The organism is Streptomyces sp. NBC_00885, assembly GCF_045207475.1.
In the GTDB taxonomy this organism is placed as follows: domain Bacteria; phylum Actinomycetota; class Actinomycetes; order Streptomycetales; family Streptomycetaceae; genus Streptomyces.
The window spans coordinates 2,512,460-2,525,234 of the sequence record NZ_CP108796.1 but is presented as its reverse complement, the minus strand read 5'-3'; the positions used below and the strand labels follow the sequence as shown (position 1 = coordinate 2,525,234).

13 protein-coding genes and 1 riboswitch are annotated in these 12,775 nt (G+C 68.9%); of the genes, 7 read left to right on the top strand and 6 right to left on the bottom strand.

Annotated features, from left to right (window positions below; genetic code table 11):
• The first annotated feature begins 229 nt into the window (after nucleotides 1-229).
• Together OHA61_RS11050 and OHA61_RS11045 are read left to right on the top strand one after the other, a co-directional pair.
• Nucleotides 230-733, top strand: coding sequence for an ATP-binding protein (locus tag OHA61_RS11050; protein WP_324987759.1), 504 nt, complete (start codon nucleotides 230-232; stop codon nucleotides 731-733).
• A 421-nt stretch (nucleotides 734-1,154) separates the two neighbouring features.
• Nucleotides 1,155-2,342: a hypothetical protein gene (locus OHA61_RS11045; protein ID WP_324987755.1), complete on the top strand. Its 1,188-nt coding sequence runs from the start codon at nucleotides 1,155-1,157 to the stop codon at nucleotides 2,340-2,342.
• A gap of 17 nt (nucleotides 2,343-2,359) precedes the next feature.
• Here OHA61_RS11045 and OHA61_RS11040 read toward each other — a convergent pair whose 3' ends face one another.
• On the bottom strand, nucleotides 2,360-2,998 hold the full coding sequence (locus tag OHA61_RS11040; protein ID WP_406302939.1) for a GNAT family N-acetyltransferase: 639 nt from the start codon (nucleotides 2,996-2,998) through the stop codon (nucleotides 2,360-2,362).
• Between the two features lie 126 nt (nucleotides 2,999-3,124).
• On the opposite strand from OHA61_RS11040, the gene OHA61_RS11035 reads away from it, so the two are divergent.
• Complete coding sequence (locus OHA61_RS11035; protein WP_328668135.1) at nucleotides 3,125-3,340, top strand: EF-hand domain-containing protein; 216 nt, start codon at nucleotides 3,125-3,127, stop codon at nucleotides 3,338-3,340.
• Nucleotides 3,341-3,385: 45 nt separating this feature from the next.
• Here OHA61_RS11035 and OHA61_RS11030 read toward each other — a convergent pair whose 3' ends face one another.
• The 5 genes from OHA61_RS11030 to gcvT all read right to left on the bottom strand — a co-directional run bounded on the left by OHA61_RS11030 (nucleotide 3,386) and on the right by gcvT (nucleotide 8,297).
• Nucleotides 3,386-3,775: an STAS domain-containing protein gene (locus tag OHA61_RS11030; RefSeq protein WP_406302938.1), complete on the bottom strand. Its 390-nt coding sequence runs from the start codon at nucleotides 3,773-3,775 to the stop codon at nucleotides 3,386-3,388.
• 175 nt (nucleotides 3,776-3,950) lie between these two features.
• On the bottom strand, nucleotides 3,951-5,318 hold the full coding sequence (locus tag OHA61_RS11025; RefSeq protein ID WP_406302937.1) for an L-serine ammonia-lyase: 1,368 nt from the start codon (nucleotides 5,316-5,318) through the stop codon (nucleotides 3,951-3,953).
• A 126-nt stretch (nucleotides 5,319-5,444) separates the two neighbouring features.
• Nucleotides 5,445-6,704, bottom strand: coding sequence for a serine hydroxymethyltransferase (gene glyA / locus OHA61_RS11020; RefSeq protein ID WP_324987740.1), 1,260 nt, complete (start codon nucleotides 6,702-6,704; stop codon nucleotides 5,445-5,447).
• Nucleotides 6,705-6,726: 22 nt separating this feature from the next.
• Nucleotides 6,727-7,101, bottom strand: coding sequence for a glycine cleavage system protein GcvH (gcvH, locus tag OHA61_RS11015; RefSeq protein WP_406302936.1), 375 nt, complete (start codon nucleotides 7,099-7,101; stop codon nucleotides 6,727-6,729).
• 59 nt (nucleotides 7,102-7,160) lie between these two features.
• Nucleotides 7,161-8,297 (bottom strand): glycine cleavage system aminomethyltransferase GcvT, encoded by a 1,137-nt coding sequence (gcvT, locus tag OHA61_RS11010; RefSeq protein ID WP_406302935.1) that lies wholly within the window; start codon nucleotides 8,295-8,297, stop codon nucleotides 7,161-7,163.
• 148 nt (nucleotides 8,298-8,445) lie between these two features.
• Nucleotides 8,446-8,543, bottom strand: a riboswitch (glycine riboswitch).
• A 145-nt stretch (nucleotides 8,544-8,688) separates the two neighbouring features.
• On the opposite strand from gcvT, the gene OHA61_RS11005 reads away from it, so the two are divergent.
• From OHA61_RS11005 to OHA61_RS10990, 4 genes are all read left to right on the top strand, one after another.
• Nucleotides 8,689-9,351, top strand: a complete 663-nt coding sequence (locus OHA61_RS11005) for an AAA family ATPase (protein ID WP_406302934.1) — start codon at nucleotides 8,689-8,691, stop codon at nucleotides 9,349-9,351.
• Nucleotides 9,352-9,623: 272 nt separating this feature from the next.
• On the top strand, nucleotides 9,624-10,394 hold the full coding sequence (locus tag OHA61_RS11000) for an enhanced serine sensitivity protein SseB (RefSeq protein WP_406273987.1): 771 nt from the start codon (nucleotides 9,624-9,626) through the stop codon (nucleotides 10,392-10,394).
• Between the two features lie 84 nt (nucleotides 10,395-10,478).
• Nucleotides 10,479-11,267 carry an enhanced serine sensitivity protein SseB C-terminal domain-containing protein gene (locus tag OHA61_RS10995; RefSeq protein WP_406302933.1) on the top strand — a complete coding sequence of 263 codons (789 nt, stop codon included), beginning with the start codon at nucleotides 10,479-10,481 and terminating at the stop codon, nucleotides 11,265-11,267.
• A gap of 438 nt (nucleotides 11,268-11,705) precedes the next feature.
• Complete coding sequence (locus tag OHA61_RS10990; protein ID WP_406302932.1) at nucleotides 11,706-12,704, top strand: ABC transporter permease; 999 nt, start codon at nucleotides 11,706-11,708, stop codon at nucleotides 12,702-12,704.
• The last annotated feature ends 71 nt before the right edge of the window (nucleotides 12,705-12,775 follow it).

The window sequence follows — 12,775 nt, the reverse complement described above, 5'->3', positions numbered from 1 at the left end:
CAACCCTGTGTGTGGCTTATCTGAGCCTTAAGACAACCTTAAGCGGTCAGCGGTCCGTTGCGCTTGGTGATCACTCGTAAGTGCAGCGTTAACGCAGCTCAGGGTGGGTGTGAGGGTCGGCATGCGGCCACAGTCATATGCCAGCAGCTCACTCCGGAACGGCCGATTCCGGGGGCCCCATTCCCCCGGAACGGCCCCGGGAGCCGCCTGTTACGGCCATGATGGAGGCATGGCGGGCCTCGAAGGTGTGGAGCAACCGCGGCAGCGCGGCAGCGCTACCGCCGCGCGGTGGGTACCTTCCCTCGAGGACGAACAGGCGCTCAAGGCACTCGAGTTGTTCGGCAACCCCACGGACGAGGAAGTCAAGCTTCCCTCCCGCCCCGAATCCGCCGCCACCGCACGCCGGTTGACCCAGTGCGTGGTGCTGCGTCAGTGGGCGCTGTCCGCGCAGACCGCCGAGCATGCGGTCTTACTGGTCTCCGAGCTCGTCGGGAACGCCGTACGCCACACCGGGGCCCGGGTCTTCGGGCTGCGGATGCTGCGCCGCCGCGGCTGGATCAGGATCGAGGTCCGCGATCCATCGCGCGGTCTGCCCTGTCTGATGCCGGTCCAGGAGATGGACACCAGCGGCCGCGGGCTCTTCCTCGTCGACAAGCTCTCCGACCGGTGGGGCGTGGATCTGCTGCCGCGCGGCAAGACCACCTGGTTCGAGATGCGCGTCTGCGACCGCTGACGCGAGAACACAGAAGCCCCCTGAGCGGGGGCTTCTGCTGGTCGCCATGGATTGGGGGGGTGTATCCATGGCGGCTTATGACGACCTGGCCCGGGTCAATTCGGGGTCGTGTCACCGACTATGGCAGACGGGGGGCGGCGGCGCCAAAAGTCCCAACTGTGTCATAGCTGGCAAATTGCGACATATTAAAAATGAATCGTAGGTGAGGTGAGCCACCCGCCTGGAAAATAATGCATGAACATGCGCTTTAGCGAGTGTTTCAATGATCCACTTATGCTTATGGTGATCGGTCGGCAGTGACCTGCGGGCGTCCCGATTTGGGTCAATCGTTATCTTTGGTGCATTTCGCGCCTACTGTGCTTTTCCGTGACCTCGATCGACCGCCGCGGCGCGCGGTGACGACCACGGAGCTGCTGATCTGATGCACCCGACGACTTGCCGCACCAAGCGGACCACCGCACTGCTCGCCGGCGTCCTGCTCGCCCTCCTCGGGGGCTGCAGCTCACCCACCGAAACGACGCAGGCGCAGGGCACCAACGCCGCGGCGCTGCCCGCCGAGCCCGAGAAGGCCGCCCCGGCCGGGCTGCCCGGCATGCCGCCCGTCCTCGACCCGGAGGACATCTACTCCGCGGACCGGCCGAACCAGCTCTCAGCGGCCGTCAGGGGCTTCCCCTCCCGGGTGTACGTCCCCAACACCAACTCCAACACCGTGTCGGTCATCGACCCCGCGACGTACAAGGTCATCGAGACGATCCCGGTCGGCGCCCAGCCGCAGCACGTCGTCCCGTCCTGGGACTTGAAGACCCTGTGGGTCAACAACAACCGGGGCCACACGCTCACCCCGATCGACCCGGCAACGGGCGTCGCGGGCAAGCCGGTCGAGGTCCACGACCCGTACAACCTCTACTTCACACCCAACGGCAAGTACGCCATCGTCATGGCCTCCCTGGACCGCCAACTCGTCTTCCGCGACCCCCACACCATGAGCCCGGTCAAGACCACCCCGGTGTCCTGCTACGGCGTCAACCACGCGGACTTCTCGGCCGACGGACGGTACTTCATCGTCTCCTGCGAGTTCTCCGGCGAGCTGCTGAAGGTCGACACGGAGAAGATGGAGGTTGTCGGACAGCAGAAGCTGCCCTTCCAGGGCGCGATGCCGCAGGACGTGAAGCTCTCCCCGGACGGGAAGACCTTCTACATCGCCGACATGATGGCGCACGGCATGTGGGTGCTGGACGGCGAGACGTTCACGACGCCCGCGCTGCTGCCCACCGGCAGGGGCGCCCACGGCCTCTACATCAGCCGTGACTCCAAGGTGATGTACATCTCCAACCGTGGTGAGGGGACCATCTCCCTCTTCGACTTCGCGCAGAACAGGCTGACCAAGAAGTGGTCGCTGCCGGGTGGCGGAAGTCCCGACATGGGGGGTGTCTCGGCGGACGGCAAAGTGCTGTGGCTGTCGGGGCGTTACAACGCCGAGGTGTACGCGCTCGACACGGCGACCGGCAGGCAACTGGCCCGCATCCCGGTGGGCGCGGGCCCGCACGGCCTCGCGGTCTACCCGCAGCCCGGACGCTACTCGCTGGGCCACACGGGCATCTTCCGGTAGCGGTCAGCGGTCAGTCGTCAGGCGGCCACGAACAGCGCCTCCGAGCCCACCGGCCGGAAGCCCGCCGCCTGGAAGGTGCGCACGCTGCGGGCGTTCCCCGGCGACTGCTGGGACCACACCACCGAGTCCGGCACCAGATGGCGGGCCGCGAGCGCCAGAGCGAGTCCCAGGCCCTGCCCGCGCATGTGCTCGTCCACCTCGATCGCGGTCTCCCAGCGCCCGGCCACGCCCCGGCCCAGGACCAGAACCCCGCCGTCGGCGGCCCAGACCCGTACGCCGTCGCGGAACTTCAACGCCCGTGCGACACGCGGATGATCGGGGTCCTCGATCTCCCGCAGCTCGAGATCGGGCCTGCCGGGCAGTGCACCGGCGACGGTCACCAGGTCGATGGTGTTCATCGAACGTCCGGTGCGGGCCAGCATCGTGGCCAGGAACGAGGGGTTCATCGCGGCGGCAAGCCGGTCGGAGTCGGTGGCGGCGAGCTCGGCCCGTATCCACTCCGGATCCTCGTCCGTGAAGATCACCGAGTGCGCGGTGAAGGCCATCACCCCGGCGTCCCGGGCGTTCGGCTGCGCGATCACGGTGGTGGCGCCGTCCGAGGGCGGGAACTGTCCGGCCGCCGCCGCGGCCAGGATTCCCGCCAGTGCCTCGCTCATCGTGTTCCTCTCCTCGTTCCGGACCGGTGACCCCCGGGTCTCTGTAATACCTGGCCGCTGCCTTGAGGACGCAACCCGGCCGTTAATCTGACCTCGTCAGCAATGCATCAAGAAGGGGCGGAAGCAGTGGTGGACATCGAAGAGGCGCGCAAGGCCTTCGACCGTTACGACCTGGACGGCGACGGCAAGATCACGGCGGCCGAGTACAAGAGCGTGATGGCGCAACTGGGCGACTTCCATGTCACCGAGCCGGTCGCCGAGGCCGTCATCAAGTCGAAGGACGCCAACGGCGACGGTCAGCTGACCTTCGACGAGTTCTGGGCCTCGCTGAACAAGGCCTGACCCTCCGCCGGCCGGTCCGGCGGTCCTGGACGCGCGGCCCGGGGGTCAGGTCTGGGCCGCCAGGGCCGCCTCCAGCGTCGGCACCGTACGGAACACGTCCAGTACCCCGCCCGCCCGGAACACCCGCAGCACCGGGGGCTGGTCGCACACCACCCACAGCCGCCCGCCGTTCTCGGCGACGCGCCGCCGTGCCCGGCACAGCAGCGCGAGGCCGGAGCAGTCGAAGAACGCGACATGGGTCAGATCGACCACCACGTCGTGCTCGCGGACGGCTGTGACCACATCCAGATAGGCCCCGACGAGCGTGGCCGCCGCGATGTCGATCTCGCCGTGCAGTTCGACGACCGTACGTTCCTGGCTGCGGTAGACCTGTCCGAACGGACCGGGAAGCGGGGCGCGTAAGTCGGAGGACCTGGATGTCAGCCCCTCGGCCATGGCTGTTTCTCCTTGGTGCGATGAGCCCGTACCGGCCACCGGCGGCCTGGGTGAACAGACTGTGACGTTAGTGGTGGGCTTTGGGTGGCCGGAGGAGAAAAAACGTTCGGAGCTCGGAAAGCTCCCTCGTGCGGGTGATTCTTTGTGAACTTCCTTGACGGGCTGGGGACTTGGCTCAGCACTCGATGATGTTCACCGCGAGGCCGCCGCGCGCGGTCTCCTTGTACTTCACCGACATGTCCGCGCCCGTCTCCTTCATCGTCTTGATGACCTTGTCGAGCGAGACCTTGTGGCTGCCGTCGCCGCGCATCGCCATCTTCGCCGCCGTCACGGCCTTCACCGCCGCCATCCCGTTGCGCTCGATGCAGGGGATCTGGACCAGACCGCCGACCGGGTCGCAGGTCAGTCCGAGGTTGTGCTCCATGCCGATCTCGGCAGCGTTCTCGACCTGCTCGGGAGTGCCGCCCAGCACCTCGGCGAGCGCGCCCGCGGCCATCGAGCAGGCCGAGCCGACCTCGCCCTGGCAGCCGACCTCCGCGCCCGAGATGGAGGCGTTCTCCTTGAAGAGCATGCCGATCGCGCCCGCGGAGAGCAGGAAGCGGACCACGCCCTCCTCGTCGGCGCCGGGCACGAAGTTCATGTAGTAGTGCAGCACGGCCGGGATGATGCCCGCGGCGCCGTTGGTGGGGGCGGTGACGACCCGGCCGCCCGCGGCGTTCTCCTCGTTCACTGCCATCGCGTAGAGCGTGATCCACTCCATGGCGCGGGCCAGCGGGTCGCCCTCGGCGCGCAGCTGGCGGGCGGAGTTGGCCGCGCGGCGGCGGACCTTGAGGCCGCCGGGCAGGATGCCCTCGCGGGACATGCCACGCGAGACACAGGCCTGCATGACCCGCCAGATCTCCAGCAGGCCCTCGCGGATCTCCTCCTCGGAGCGCCAGGCCTTCTCGTTCTCCAGCATCAGGGCGGATATGGACAGGCCGGTTTCCCCGGCGAGCCGCAGCAGCTCGTCGCCGGTGCGGAAGGGGTACTTCAGCACGGTGTCGTCGAGGACGATCCGGTCCTCGCCCACCGCGTCCTCGTCGACCACGAAGCCGCCGCCGACCGAGTAGTACGTCTTCTCCATGACAAGGGTGCCCGCGGCGTCGTACGCGAAGATCGTCATGCCGTTGGCGTGGTACGGCAGCGCCTTGCGGCGGTGCAGGACCAGGTCCTTGTCGAAGTCGAAGCCGATCTCGTGCGTGCCGAGCAGACTGATCCGGCCGCCGGTGCGGATGGCGTCGACCTGGGCGTCCGCGGTCTCGACGTCGACGGTGCGCGGGGAACTGCCTGTCAGGCCGAGCAGGACGGCCTTGGGGGTGCCGTGGCCGTGGCCGGTGGCGCCGAGCGAGCCGAAGAGCTCCGCGCGTATCGCGGTGGTGCGGGCCAGCAGACCCTCGTTCTCCAGCCGCTTCGCAAACATACGGGCGGCGCGCATCGGGCCGACCGTATGGGAGCTGGACGGGCCGATGCCGATCGAGAAGAGGTCGAAGACCGAGATGGCCACGGGGAACTCCTAGCGGGGGTTGGTAGACGCCGTTGTCTGCCGGGGTGGTGCAGAGAGCGGTAGGCGGTGCGGGGCACCACGCTCACGTCCAGTGTGCGTGGTGCCCCATTTGTTGTGCTCCGGCTGTTACAGACCGGGGTACAGCGGGTGCTTCGCGGCGAGCGCCGAGACGCGCGCGCTCAGCGCCTCGGTGTCGTACGACGGCTTCAGTGCCTCGGCGATGATGTCCGCGACCTCGCGGAAGTCCTCGTCCGTGAAGCCGCGGGTGGCCAGCGCCGGGGTGCCGATCCGCAGACCCGAGGTGACCATCGGCGGCCGCGGGTCGTTCGGAATGGCGTTGCGGTTGACCGTGATGCCCACCTCGTGGAGGCGGTCCTCGGCCTGCTGGCCGTCCAGCTCGGAGTTGCGCAGGTCGACCAGGACCAGGTGCACGTCCGTGCCGCCCGACAGGACGGAGACGCCGTACTCCTTGACGTCGTCCTGGACCAGACGCTCGGCGAGGATGCGGGCGCCGTCCAGCGTCCGCTGCTGGCGCTCCTTGAAGTCCTCGGAGGCCGCGACCTTGAAGGAGACCGCCTTCGCCGCGATGACGTGCTCCAGCGGGCCGCCCTGCTGCCCCGGGAACACCGCGGAGTTGATCTTCTTGGCGAGCTCCTGCGTCGACAGGATCACACCGCCGCGCGGACCGCCGAGGGTCTTGTGCGTGGTGGTGGTGACGACATGCGCGTGCGGCACCGGGTTGGGGTGCAGTCCGGCGGCGACCAGACCCGCGAAGTGGGCCATGTCGACCATCAGATACGCGCCGACCTCGTCCGCGATGCGACGGAAGGCGGCGAAGTCCAGCTGACGCGGGTACGCGGACCAGCCGGCCACGATCAGCTTCGGCTTGGACTCCTTGGCGAGCCGCTCGACCTCGGCCATGTCGACCTGACCGGTCTGCTCGTCGACGTGGTACGCGACCACGTTGTACAGCTTGCCGGAGAAGTTGATCTTCATGCCGTGGGTCAGGTGACCACCGTGGGCGAGGTTCAGGCCCATGATCGTGTCGCCCGGCTTGAGCAGCGCGAACATCGCGGCCGCGTTCGCCTGGGCGCCCGAGTGCGGCTGCACGTTGGCGTGCTCGGCGCCGAAAAGGGCCTTGATGCGGTCGATGGCGATCTGCTCGACGACATCGACGTGCTCGCAGCCGCCGTAGTAGCGGCGGCCCGGGTAGCCCTCGGCGTACTTGTTGGTGAGGACGGAGCCCTGCGCCTCCATGACCGCGACCGGAGCGAAGTTCTCCGAGGCGATCATCTCGAGGGTGGACTGCTGGCGGTGGAGCTCGGCGTCGACGGCGGCGGCGACGTCCGGGTCCAGCTCATGGAGAGGGGTGTTGAGAAGCGACATCAGGCGATCCCTACGGTCGTGGTCAGCCGGAGAACTCGGTGTACTCGTCGGCGGAGAGCAGATCCTGCGGCTCGTCCGCGACGCGCACCTTGAACAGCCAGCCACCCTCGAAGGGGGCGGAGTTGACCAGCGACGGGTCGTCCACGACGTCCTGGTTGGCCGCGACGATCTCACCGGTGACCGGGGAGTACAGGTCGCTGACGGACTTGGTCGACTCCAGCTCGCCGCAGGTCTCGCCCGCGGTCACCGTGTCACCGACCTCCGGGAGCTGTACGAACACCACGTCGCCGAGCGCGTTGGCCGCGTGCTCCGTGATGCCGACCGTCGACACGCCGTCCTCGGCGGCCGACAGCCACTCGTGCTCCTTGCTGTAGCGCAGCTGCTGGGGGTTGCTCATGGCCTGAATTCTCCTGTACGCGGGGGAGTGCTGGTGAACGGGAGGGGTGGTGCTGAAGGTCACTTCTGGCGCTTGTAGAACGGCAGCGCGACAACCTCGTACGGCTCATGCGTACCGCGGATGTCCACGCCGACGCCCTCGGTGCCCGGCGCGGCGTGCGCCGCGTCCACGTAGGCGATGGCGATGGGCTTGCCCAGGGTCGGCGACGGTGCGCCCGAGGTGACCTCGCCGATCACCGTGGCGTCCGCTCCGCCCACGGCAATAACAGCCATACCGGCGCGCGGGACCCGGCGGCCCGTGGCGATGAGACCGACGAGCTTGCGCGGCGGGCTGGTCTCGGCGCGCTCGGCGGCGGTCTGCAGGGCCTCGCGGCCCACGAAGCGGCCGTCGTTGGTGGTCTTCTCGAACTTCACGACCCGGCCCAGACCCGCGTCGAAGGGGGTCAGGTCGGTCGTCAGCTCATGCCCGTACAGCGGCATGCCCGCCTCCAGGCGCAGCGTGTCGCGGCAGGAGAGCCCGCAGGGGATCAGCCCGACCGGGGCACCGGCCTCGGTCAGCGCCTGCCACAGCTTCTCGGCGTGCTGCGGCTCGACGAAGAGCTCGAAGCCGTCCTCGCCCGTGTAGCCGGTACGGGCGATCAGGGCGGGGACGCCCGCGACCGTGCCGGGCAGGCCCGCGTAGTACTTGAGGCCGTCGAGGTCGGCGTCGGTGAGCGACTTCAGGATGCCGGGGGACTCGGGGCCCTGGACGGCGATCAGGGCGTACGCGTCGCGGTCGTCGCGGACCTCGGCGTCGAAGCCCTCGGAGCGCTCGGTCAGCGCGTCGAGGACGATCTGCGCGTTGCCCGCGTTGGCGACGACCATGTACTCGCTCTCGCCGAGGCGGTACACGATCAGGTCGTCGAGGATGCCGCCGTCCTGCCGGCAGATCATCGTGTAGCGGGCGCGGCCGACGCCGACCGAGCCGATGTTGCCGACCAGCGCGTAGTCGAGCAGATCGGCGGCCTGGGGACCGGTGACGGTGATCTCGCCCATGTGGGAGAGGTCGAAGAGTCCCGCCTTGGTGCGGACCGCGTTGTGCTCGTCGCGCTCGCTGGCGTACCGCAGCGGCATGTCCCAGCCCGCGAAGTCGGTCATGGTCGCGCCGAGCGACCGGTGCAGGGCGTCGAGGGCAGTCAGACGGGGGGCGTTGCTCATAGATGTGGCTCCCAGGGCAGGCCGATGAGGACGATCCTCCCCATCTGTCATCGGAACCTGAGAGGTTCGTCGCAACCGTACGTACAGGTGGTTGCGACTTGCACCTTGGGTGGAGCCGCTCGACAGCGGCTCGCTTTTCAGATCTGCCTCATCACACGCGGTACGGGGCCTGAGAGATTCAAGGGAGGGACTTGCTCCTTCGGCGCCCGGCGCACACAGTGGCCAGGACTCTCCCGCGTGGATTCAAGCGGCCTGTATGCAGTTGGCGCGCACATCATTGCACGCATCGCGGCAAAGTGGGGGCCCGGCCTCGCGGCAAAACGGTTGTACCGCATTACCGTTTCTTTACACTTCATGGGCAAGGGTGGGTGACCCGACATCGGGGAGAGTGATGACGTTGCAGCGGTCCGAGGCCTACGCGACGACCGCGGGGGTGCCGGCCCGGCCGGCCCTGCCCGCCCGGCGACTGCTCGGCGCGCCCGCGCCCGTGCTGCGTGACTTGAGGGACCGCTGCGGGCGCAGCCCGGGAAGCCTGGTCTTCGCCACCGGTGACGTGGTGGTCGTCTCCGGCCTGCCCGGCAGCGGAAAGTCCACGCTGATCCGGCGCGCGGCGACCGGCCGCGGCATCGACTCGCAGGACACCCGTGACCGGTGGGACGGGCGTATGCCGCGCCTGCTGCCCTACGCCGTCTACCGCCCGCTCGTACGTCTCGCGCACTACGCCGGGCTGCGGCGCGCGCTGCGCTCCGGCGAGAGCGTCGTCGTGCACGACTGCGGCACCCAGGCCTGGGTGCGGCGCTGGCTGGCCCGCGAGGCACGGCGCCGGGGGAGCGGGCTGCATCTGCTGCTGCTCGACGTGAGCCCGGCACTCGCCCGCGCGGGCCAGCGCGAGCGTGGCCGCGGAGTCTCCGGATACGCCTTCGCCCGGCACCGGCGGGCGGTGGGCCGCCTGATCGCGGACGCGGAGGCGGGGCGGCTGCCGGTGGGCTGCGCGTCGGCGGTCCTGCTCGACCGGGATGCGGCGGGGGCACTGGGGCGGGTGGGCTTCGAGTAGACGGTGCCGCATGTGCGGCAGGGCCGCATATCCAGCCCGCCCCCTTCCCGTAACCAAGGGGTTTCGCCCCCTGGACCCCCGACGGGGCTCCGCCCCGGACCCCGGTATGCGACCTTCGGCCGCATGTCCTCAAACGCCGGACGGGCTGAAATTCAGCCCCGCCGGCGATTGAGGCGCGGGGGTCCGGGGGCGGAGCCCCCGGGCCAAGGCAAACCGCTCCGCGTTATCGTCGACGCGCAGACCGCACCACGCCCGGGGGAGAAGGACCGCACATGCACACACCCGAGCAGGCTCACCCGCATCCCTACGGCGGCTGGCCGGCCAACGAGCTCGAAGAGGTGCTCGCCGCGTCCCTCGGCAACGCCTCCGCCGGCGGGCGTCTGGTCGAGGTGCTCGGCCGCAGTCAGGTCTGGGTGCCGCTGCCCAACGGCGGCGGCAACGACAGCCCGAACCTCGATCTGCCCACCATGGAGATCGAGGGCGCCGCCTACGTCCCGGTCTTCAGCTCCGAGCAGCAGTTCATGGCCTGCGTCGGCAGCCACATGTCCTTCACCGTCGCCCCCGCCCGTGAGTTCGCCCGCGGACTGCCCCCGCAGCTCGGCATCGCCGTCAACCCGGGCGGCACCGTCGGCGCCCCGCTGCCCCCGCCCGCCGTCGCCGAGCTGTGCCGGGTCGGCCGCACGCCCCTGGACGGCCCCGCGAGCGGGGGCAGGGTGCGGCTCTTCGAGCCGGACTGGAAAGAGGAGCCGGTGGACTTCCTGGCCGCCGCGGCCGGCGAGTTCGAGTCCTCCGGCGTGGTCCTGAGCGCCCGGCGCGCTCTCGCCTCCGTCGAGGGCGAGCCGCCGGCCCTTTTCATCGGTGTCCAGGTCTCCTCCTGGGAGGCCGCCGAACGCAATGCCCCGATGGACGCCCTCGGCCGGGCACTGGGCCGGGTCCAGGTGCCCTGGCCCGTCAATCTCGTACTTCTGGATGTCGCGCAGGACCCGGTCGGACAGTGGATGCTTGAGCGCGTGCGGCCCTTCTACCAACGACAGCACGCGTAGTCGTCCAGCATGCGTACTCGTCACGCCGGTGTCAGTGCTGCCGTTTAAGCTGGACCGGTCGATCGAAGAGGGGCGGAACCCAGGGTGAGTGCGTCAGGCACCGCGGCGGCGGGGCAGGTCGAGCACATGCTGCGCCAGGTGACACCCGGACGCTATGACGCGTACGAGGCGCTGCTGCAGGCCATCGCCGACCCGGCGGGCAGCAGGCTCTGGATGCTGCTCTGGCACGGCCAGGCCGGTGCGCCCGACGCCCAGTACGGGAACATGGAGGTCGACGGCGTCGGCTACGCGCCGTGTGTGACCTCCGCCCAGGAGCTCTCCGCCTCGGGCTGGAACCGCGCGCACGAAGTGATCAGCGGCCCGGACATCGCCCGCGCCCTGTATCCGGAGCGCTGGGGTATCTGGCTCAACCCGCACGCCCCGGGCGGCGGCGTCGGCATCCCCTGGCTTGATCTCCGCCGGATCGCCACCGGCCTCGACCGGATGCCCGCAGGCCCCCTGCGGCTGTCCGAACCGGCCATCGAGATCCCGCAGTTCTACGCCCTGCTCTCGCAGAACGCCCACCGCACACCCGCGGTCCGCTCCCTGCGCCGTGCCTGGGTGCAGCCCGCGCTCGGCGCTCCGTATCTGGCCATCGGGCTCGATCTGTACGACACGAGCAGGCAGTCCGTGGACACGGTGCGGACGATGATGCAGCAGTCGATCGCCGCGGTCCCGGACGGGCTGCCCCTCTCCACGGTCGCGATGTCCGACGAGTACGACCCGGTGACGATGTGGCTGCGGGCCAATGCCCGACCCTTCTACGACCGTGACGCTCACGGCGGCGCTCCTGCCGGCGGCGGCTACGGCTACCCCCCGCCCCACGGCCGCTGAGCCCAGGGCGATTTCGCCCTATTTGTGACACGGTCGGTCGTAATTCCATGCTGCGTACCGGTGTTGAGGGTCGGATTGTGTCTGCTTGAGCCCTCGGGCGTCTTGTATTCGAATGAGGCGCCGTTGTCCGCATGGCGGTGCATCGGTCAACTTTCGCCCCGTATGCGGTATTTACCGTGCCGCTCAGTCGGCGGCTCCGTCCGTATAACGGAAACCCCCTCGCCGCATCACGTTTGAGCAAACATTCCCCGTGGGGTCTGGCGGGTGATCGCAGCAGCGTTGAAGACTCCCGCAACAAGGACCCTTCGGTCCTGTGTACGACCTGCTTCTTCAAGCGTTCCTCGCACCACGCACACAACTCGCACCGCTGATGTGAACGAAGCCGCTACAGCGGCGGGCATGGGTCGGTCACCACCGGCCGGGAGGGTCCCCACCACGATGACGGCACCACTGCACGACACGAGCGCGGCCGAGACCGCGGCCGTCGATGTCGCCGCCGATGTCCCGCAGAAGGCCATTGAGGGGCGTTCGCCCTGGAAAATCGCCTGGATCCGGTTGAAGCGTGACAAGGTCGCACTTGTCGGCGGCTTCGTGGTGCTTCTCCTGATCGTGGTCGCGATATTCGCTCCACTGATCGTGAGCTGGCTCGGGCACCCGCCCGAGGAACTCCACGAGGACGCGATCGACCCGCTGCTGGGCACCCCGATCGGCGACTGGGGCGGCATCAATTCCGACTTCCTGCTCGGAGTCGAGCCGGTCAACGGCCGGGACGTCTTCAGCCGCATCGTCTACGGCGCGCGGATCTCGCTGCTCGTGGCCTTCCTGTCCGCCTTCGTCGCGGTCACCCTGGGCACGGTCTTCGGTGTCATCGCCGGTTACTTCGGCGGCTGGGTCGACGCGGCCATCAGCCGGGTGATGGACCTGCTGCTGGCCTTCCCGCAGCTGCTCTTCATCATCGCCCTGATCTCGGTCGTCCCGAACGAACTCTGGGGCTTCTCCGGTTCGGGTCTGCGGATCGCCGTCCTCGTGCTGGTGATCGGCTTCTTCGGCTGGCCCTACATCGGCCGAATCGTCCGAGGGCAGACGCTGTCACTGCGTGAGCGGGAGTACGTCGAAGCCGCCCGGAGCCTCGGTGCGGGACGTACGTACATCCTCTTCCGGGAACTGCTGCCGAACCTGGTTGCCCCGATCACCGTCTACACGACGCTGATGATTCCCACCAACGTCCTGACGGAAGCCGCGCTGAGCTTCCTCGGCGTTGGCGTCAAGCCGCCCACCCCGTCGTGGGGCGAGATGCTCTCGACGGCCGTGCGCACCTACGAGGACGATCCGCTGTTCATGATCATCCCTGGCCTGGCGATCTTCGTCACCGTGTTGGCCTTCAATCTCTTCGGCGACGGCGTACGAGATGCGCTGGATCCGAAGGGTTCCCGCTGACCCCCACACCGTCCCTGCGGACACCCCGCCCCTGCCGAAGTGGTCAGGAGCATTAGCCAAGAACCACTGCC

What these genes read in the sequence shown, in the direction of transcription:
- OHA61_RS11050 (WP_324987759.1), top strand. Translation starts at nt 230, where the DNA reads ATGGCGGGCCTCGAAGGTGTGGAGCAACCGCGGCAGCGCGGCAGCGCT.
- OHA61_RS11045 (WP_324987755.1), top strand. Translation starts at nt 1,155, where the DNA reads ATGCACCCGACGACTTGCCGCACCAAGCGGACCACCGCACTGCTCGCC.
- OHA61_RS11040 (WP_406302939.1), bottom strand. Translation starts at nt 2,998, where the DNA reads ATGAGCGAGGCACTGGCGGGAATCCTGGCCGCGGCGGCGGCCGGACAG.
- OHA61_RS11030 (WP_406302938.1), bottom strand. Translation starts at nt 3,775, where the DNA reads ATGGCCGAGGGGCTGACATCCAGGTCCTCCGACTTACGCGCCCCGCTT.
- glyA (WP_324987740.1), bottom strand. Translation starts at nt 6,704, where the DNA reads ATGTCGCTTCTCAACACCCCTCTCCATGAGCTGGACCCGGACGTCGCC.
- gcvH (WP_406302936.1), bottom strand. Translation starts at nt 7,101, where the DNA reads ATGAGCAACCCCCAGCAGCTGCGCTACAGCAAGGAGCACGAGTGGCTG.
- gcvT (WP_406302935.1), bottom strand. Translation starts at nt 8,297, where the DNA reads ATGAGCAACGCCCCCCGTCTGACTGCCCTCGACGCCCTGCACCGGTCG.
- OHA61_RS11005 (WP_406302934.1), top strand. Translation starts at nt 8,689, where the DNA reads ATGACGTTGCAGCGGTCCGAGGCCTACGCGACGACCGCGGGGGTGCCG.
- OHA61_RS11000 (WP_406273987.1), top strand. Translation starts at nt 9,624, where the DNA reads ATGCACACACCCGAGCAGGCTCACCCGCATCCCTACGGCGGCTGGCCG.
- OHA61_RS10990 (WP_406302932.1), top strand. Translation starts at nt 11,706, where the DNA reads ATGACGGCACCACTGCACGACACGAGCGCGGCCGAGACCGCGGCCGTC.